This is a genomic window from Nostoc sp. FACHB-888 (assembly GCF_014696655.1).
In the GTDB taxonomy this organism is placed as follows: domain Bacteria; phylum Cyanobacteriota; class Cyanobacteriia; order Cyanobacteriales; family Nostocaceae; genus Nostoc.
Genome location: NZ_JACJQM010000245.1, coordinates 1 through 5440 on the forward strand (window position 1 = coordinate 1; position 5440 = coordinate 5440).

General features: G+C 35.5%; 5 protein-coding genes. All 5 read right to left on the bottom strand.

The window, feature by feature from the left end:
- Positions 1–1526: 1526 nt before the first annotated feature.
- The 5 genes from H6G26_RS37980 to H6G26_RS38000 all read right to left on the bottom strand — a co-directional run bounded on the left by H6G26_RS37980 (position 1527) and on the right by H6G26_RS38000 (position 4737).
- A complete protein-coding gene (locus H6G26_RS37980; protein ID WP_199327265.1) occupies positions 1527–2117 on the bottom strand; it encodes an IS4 family transposase in 591 nt (196 codons plus the stop codon).
- Positions 2099–2353 (bottom strand): hypothetical protein, encoded by a 255-nt coding sequence (locus H6G26_RS37985; protein ID WP_190736832.1) that lies wholly within the window; start codon positions 2351–2353, stop codon positions 2099–2101. The genes H6G26_RS37980 and H6G26_RS37985 overlap by 19 nt, the downstream gene beginning before the upstream one ends.
- Before the next feature lie 251 nt (positions 2354–2604).
- Positions 2605–2847: a hypothetical protein gene (locus H6G26_RS37990; protein ID WP_190736834.1), complete on the bottom strand. Its 243-nt coding sequence runs from the start codon at positions 2845–2847 to the stop codon at positions 2605–2607.
- Positions 2848–3287: 440 nt separating this feature from the next.
- Entirely contained in the window at positions 3288–3740 is a 453-nt protein-coding gene (locus tag H6G26_RS37995; protein WP_190736835.1) for a hypothetical protein, read from the bottom strand.
- Positions 3741–4194: 454 nt separating this feature from the next.
- Positions 4195–4737: a CAP domain-containing protein gene (locus tag H6G26_RS38000; protein ID WP_190736837.1), complete on the bottom strand. Its 543-nt coding sequence runs from the start codon at positions 4735–4737 to the stop codon at positions 4195–4197.
- Between the last annotated feature and the right edge of the window lie 703 nt (positions 4738–5440).

Here is a 5440-nt window from a genome sequence, read left to right on the forward strand (position 1 = left end):
TTACGAACATATAAAAATATCTCTATGCAGATGACATTATTCCTGTTTTTGTATATATCATTTGTGTATACTCCGAGACTAAATGTAGTTTATTATACTAACACTTAAAATATAAGTTCCATTTTTAGATGTTACTTTTATTTTCTTATTCCTGGTTAATACTGATTGTTTTTATCAGGTGCAAGATATGAGTCTATGGATGAACAGCCATTTCTAGCTGGAGATCATAGCTTTTGGGCACAACCAGAAGACTTCTATTCATTGCTACTAAATGCCAATTAGTCCAAACTCAAGTGTAATCTCATTCGATTTCTCATCTACCTTCACTTGTGCCAAAACTAATTTATTCGTTAGGGTTTTGCTAAATTCCACTCTGATTTAGGCTCGTCAATATTTAGATGCGTTTGCCCTGGGTAGGTACCCCAGTTGTGCGTAGACACCTAATAAAAAGTCAGGATCAATAACTGGTAAGCCATTAGTTTCAATGCAAGGATTCCTTGAGACTACTAGGATTAATTTATTTTTGAAAAAAGCGACAGGGGGATTAAGACAGGAAGTGTTGTAAGGGCTGTACATACCAAATTCACTGCCGTACAATCCAGCCCTGTTACGCATACTGTTGGTTCCTGAATAACTACCGTAAATGCTAGAGAAATTACTGATCGACTTTGGATCATCTCGCTTACTCGATAATAACCCTAAAAATTGCCCATCAGCAGCTCCTAACTGAGCCATACCATCAATAGCACTAAAAAACCGTGGGATTAACATACGTTTTGGATTAGAAGTGCTTTTCTCAGCTTTTATTAAGGTAATATAGATTACCTCGGTAAAAGTTACTATTTTCTCTTACAGATTGTAAAGATTACAGCCGGAGATCAATGCGGCTAGCAATCATTTTTTTTTAAGAGGATGTTATCAGAGTCTAATTAACCCTCTTCGGAAGAAACAGAAATATTTCTTTGCATCCATTGGGAATGCGATCGCTTTCCTCGGACGCTTTTGTCACTTTGGAAAAATCCAATAGCTCAAACGGTTATGAGGCTTTAATTCCCAACTTTTGTCTATAAAATTTAGTTTTTGTTAGAAAATAAAGCTTCAAATCTTGATGAAATCAAAGTCTCAGAATTTAGCTTCGATTATTGTTTTCCGAGAGTGACAAAACAGGGTTAGGTCAAAATGAAAATGATATAAAGCATCTGACCATAATATGAATCATTGCAATATAGTTAGTCATCCGTAATAAAGAAATAAATTGAGATTATTTACTGTACAATAGCCATGCTGTGCGTCTAAAAAAATTTGGAAGAACTGAAAGGAAGATGTAAATACTATAAAGATATTTATATTTACACCGAGGATATAAAAGATATATCCTGTTTACATTAGAGTAATAGATGCAATCTGTAACCTAAATGAATACAGTTTTGCTCACAAATGGTAATCAGCATAACCGTATTTTTGCGGAATTTAGTATAATACGGTTCAGTTAAAGCTCAAAGTCATGTAAATTCTGACTTTTACCGTTAAGTCTCTTTTGCAAGCTGCCAACCTTCACAGAGGTCGTGTAATTTTAACCAACCTCGCCATAGTACCTGGATACCAATAGGGGTTTTATGTCGATGTTCAAGATAACCTCCAAGACGAGCGATCGCTTCTACAGCCCAACTAACTGTTAGGATCGTGGGTAGTTTGGGAGATTTAGCTTTTAAAATCCGAAGCTCAAGGGGATTAAGAATCTCAATGGCAGGTGCGGAAGGCTGGGTGCGGTGTAGATAAGTTAACTGTAAAAGCTCAACAGCAATCACGCTCAAAAAACCAATTAAGGTCTTCATACCTTCAGCAGCAAGTCTGTATCTTTCTACCTGACAGCCTGACTTGAAAATTTTGTGATACTCTTCTACTCTCCACCGATAAGAATACCAACGTAAAATTGTAGAAGCTGTCTGGATATCTGCGACAACTTCTGTGGTTAGCAACATCCATTCTATAGGGGTTTCACTTTCTGGGCAATCAACTTCCGTGGCATAAACGGCATATACCAGTAGAGGATCCTGACTTTTCCCGTTAAGCCTCGAACAGCATACTGACAAAGGGTTTAAGAAACAGCACCGCATATACGGTACTTTTTTAAGATTTTGATAGTGTTCTCAATAGTATCTCTTTGAGTAGCAGCGCGAATTAAAATTTCAAATATATTTTGTTGTTCACAATTACCTTGAGTTTTAATTGGAACATTTTCTCCTAAATAGTCAACTACTTCTTTTAACGTTTGATTATGGGTTAAAACCTGAGTAGCCGCAGTCATAGCCAAACTAATTAATCCTTTAAGCCAAAAATTTTGCTTTTTCACCTCAATACTTTACAAAAATTCCAAGACACAGAACCAGAACATTGTTCTGGTGCGAGAGCTACCCTTACCTTTGTCTTCAAACTATTAGTTTTACTTATATTAATATCTCTCAACAAATTTTCCCAAAATTGTATCAAAAAGTGCAGTTTTTTAGATAATAATCAGGTTCGCAAGTATTCATCATAGAGCTATCACAAAATTTTTCGGTCTACTGAAAATGCAAAAAGTGATTATGCAATTGCAAGTAATTTTCATTCTTTTTTATCATGTAGTCCACTTTCCCGATTAGCAAGTTGCTTTCTTATGTTATCTTCATTTAATAAAATTTTACCTGAAGTAACAATCCTAGTACGAATTTCCTGCAAACCTTCTTCCAAATAAGTTTTATTTGCAGAATTTTTTGAGTCAAGGAATTCGATAAAATTTAACACTTCTTTTTGTTTTTCTGGTGAAAAAAAACGCAATTTTGCTAATATTATTTGTTCTAAATTCATAAGACAACTTGTATAAGTTTGAACTTGATTTAACTTCTAAAACACCTTTTTACAATTTCTCTTTAAGGTTCATAATTTTTTTATAATAGCCGTTTTCTTATCTCGTTAAGTCTTTTTAACGAATCGTACATCTATATTTTAAAAATATTTTAGAAACACCCTTTTTATAATAATAATGGAAAAATATCCTCAATTAACATTGTTGTATCATTGCTCAAGCTTTTAGCCTTTAAATTTGATGAAATTAAAAGAAAGTTAGCTAGAATAGATTTAGTTTACATAACTAAATTCAATCAAATTATTGTAGCATCTAGCAGAAAGTACAGTAAATATAGGTTATAAATTTTGACCAACTTATTACCTATTCTCCAGCATTGTCTAGCTCTTCTCTGGCAAAGATAGGTAATCATTGCATTGGACAGCATCTTTTTTTATGGCATCTAGCTTGTTGGAGGAGTTTTTGTGGAGCTCTTGACTCTAGCTCTGTGACATATTACAAGGCGTCTACGGCAGTACCCATAAGGTTTAAGTATGCTTGTGGATTTTGTGAGATTTACTCCAGCCTTAAATAATCTTGAACCTACTACAATAAGCTGACTGTTCACTGTAGCGTTGTTTTGATTTTTTGGGGTATGATGCCCCTTTTTCACCTTTTTTTTTATATATATAGATTTGGATTGAGGTTCATTTATAACTGGCGTTTTTGATAATGATTGTTGGGAAGACAACCATTCCTCAGTTAGATACGCCACTGCACTTAAGCCAATCATGCCTCCACCTATAGCAACCATAGTGTATCTCCCAAGATATTGAATTCCAAAGTATCCAATACTTACTGCAGCAACCATTGCACCAATACCTGCAAAGGCATTTTTCAATGTGGATTTGTTCATGGACTTTGGTGAAAGCTCTAACTTTTTATTCCACAATGAAGACAAACAATATTGATATAAAATTTAATATCGCTTGATAAAAACTGACAAAATCAACACAGGCACACTCATTGTAGACTCTTAGAAACAACTATTCTGATTATTATTTCCAGTGAGCTTTAAATCATTTAAATTATCTAAAGATACCATATCTTTGCTCACAAGTTATAATGATTGTAACCGTGCTTTTACTTAAATTATAAACAGAGGATAGCAAACTATCAGTGCAATTACGGTAGTGTCTATTTTGGATAAAACTTTTGAGAAAAATGTGACTGTTAGCCTTGAAACCTTTATTTTATCGTCAGACTATTGTCAGCGATCGCCAGCCTTCAATAATGGCTAAAACCTATTTCTAGCATATATTTACTAATTTGCGAATATGTCTATTGTGCAAAACAATCAGAAATTAAATCTATCTAGCGCGAAAGAAAAGCTGTGTAAGGTAAACTTCACCTTGATTATTAGTAGCAACGCCAATTCCAGTGAGGTTATAATTTCCTTTAAGGTTCATTAGATGCCCGGGACTATTGAGCCAACCAGTAACAGCTTCCTCTACAGGGTTACTATAGCCCCGATTAAAAGCAACATTTTCCGCCGCACTATTGTAGCGAAGAGGAATAGCTTTGACTCGCCCTTCAAATCCCTGATGGCTAAATGGGGTTTTACCTTTAGCCATATTCTGGCTATGAATTCTTGCCTGTCGAGTGATATTTGCATTTAGGGTCAATTTTGGTAGTCCTTTAGAAGCCCGATATCGATTAATTTCTTCAAAAACGGATTTTTCTAGTTCCGTAGTTTTAAAAGTAGGAGTTGATATTGCAATCTGACTGGAAAAAAGCGACAACAGCTTATTACGGGTGGATGTATTCGCAGAAGAATTATTTGGTACCGGAACAGTCGTTAACCCACAAGCAAGGACAAGCGCACTTAAAGTGATGCCAAAAACTGAATCTATTCCACTATGAACAGAACTAATAGTCTTTACCGTGCCGTTTGGCACTTCAGGGATGGCAACAAACTCTCCTTTCTCATTTTTATAAAAACCTTTTACCCCAATACGGTTCGGATAAGCTTTTGAGGCAGGGGAGGAAAAAGAGTTTTTGATAAGCAATTTCTCTTTCCTTGCTTCTCTTGTCCCCCCGCTTCCCCTGCTTACCTCAACAGATAATTTTTTTAACCGAACAGTATTGCCTTTTACCCATCCGTTTTTTATTAGGTGATATATCTGCTTAACTGCCATAAAATCCTTAAAAACTAAGTCTTTTATAACACTTGCGAACTAATTGGCTATACGTATCTATAGATTAGTTAAGATACTCAGTAAGGTTGCCAAGGAATGGTCTTAGTTCCTGCGATCACGCTTACAAAGACAACTAAACTTTTGCCTCATGTTCCCCGTTTGCTTGCACCAACTTATCCAGCACCTGCTTCCCTCTAGCGAATTGCGCCCCCTGATACCGTGACTTTTCACAGGATGTGGAAAGGGAAGTTTAGTTCGCGAATGACATGATACTGTTGGCGAAAGTGTTACAAACGCATAAACAAAAGTGTTACAACTAAAAGCTGCAACGACATTGAAGATTTGAGCTTAAGTAATACTTGAAGACACAACTATGTATTATATTTACCAACAGTATCAACGCTATATCTACCCCAGG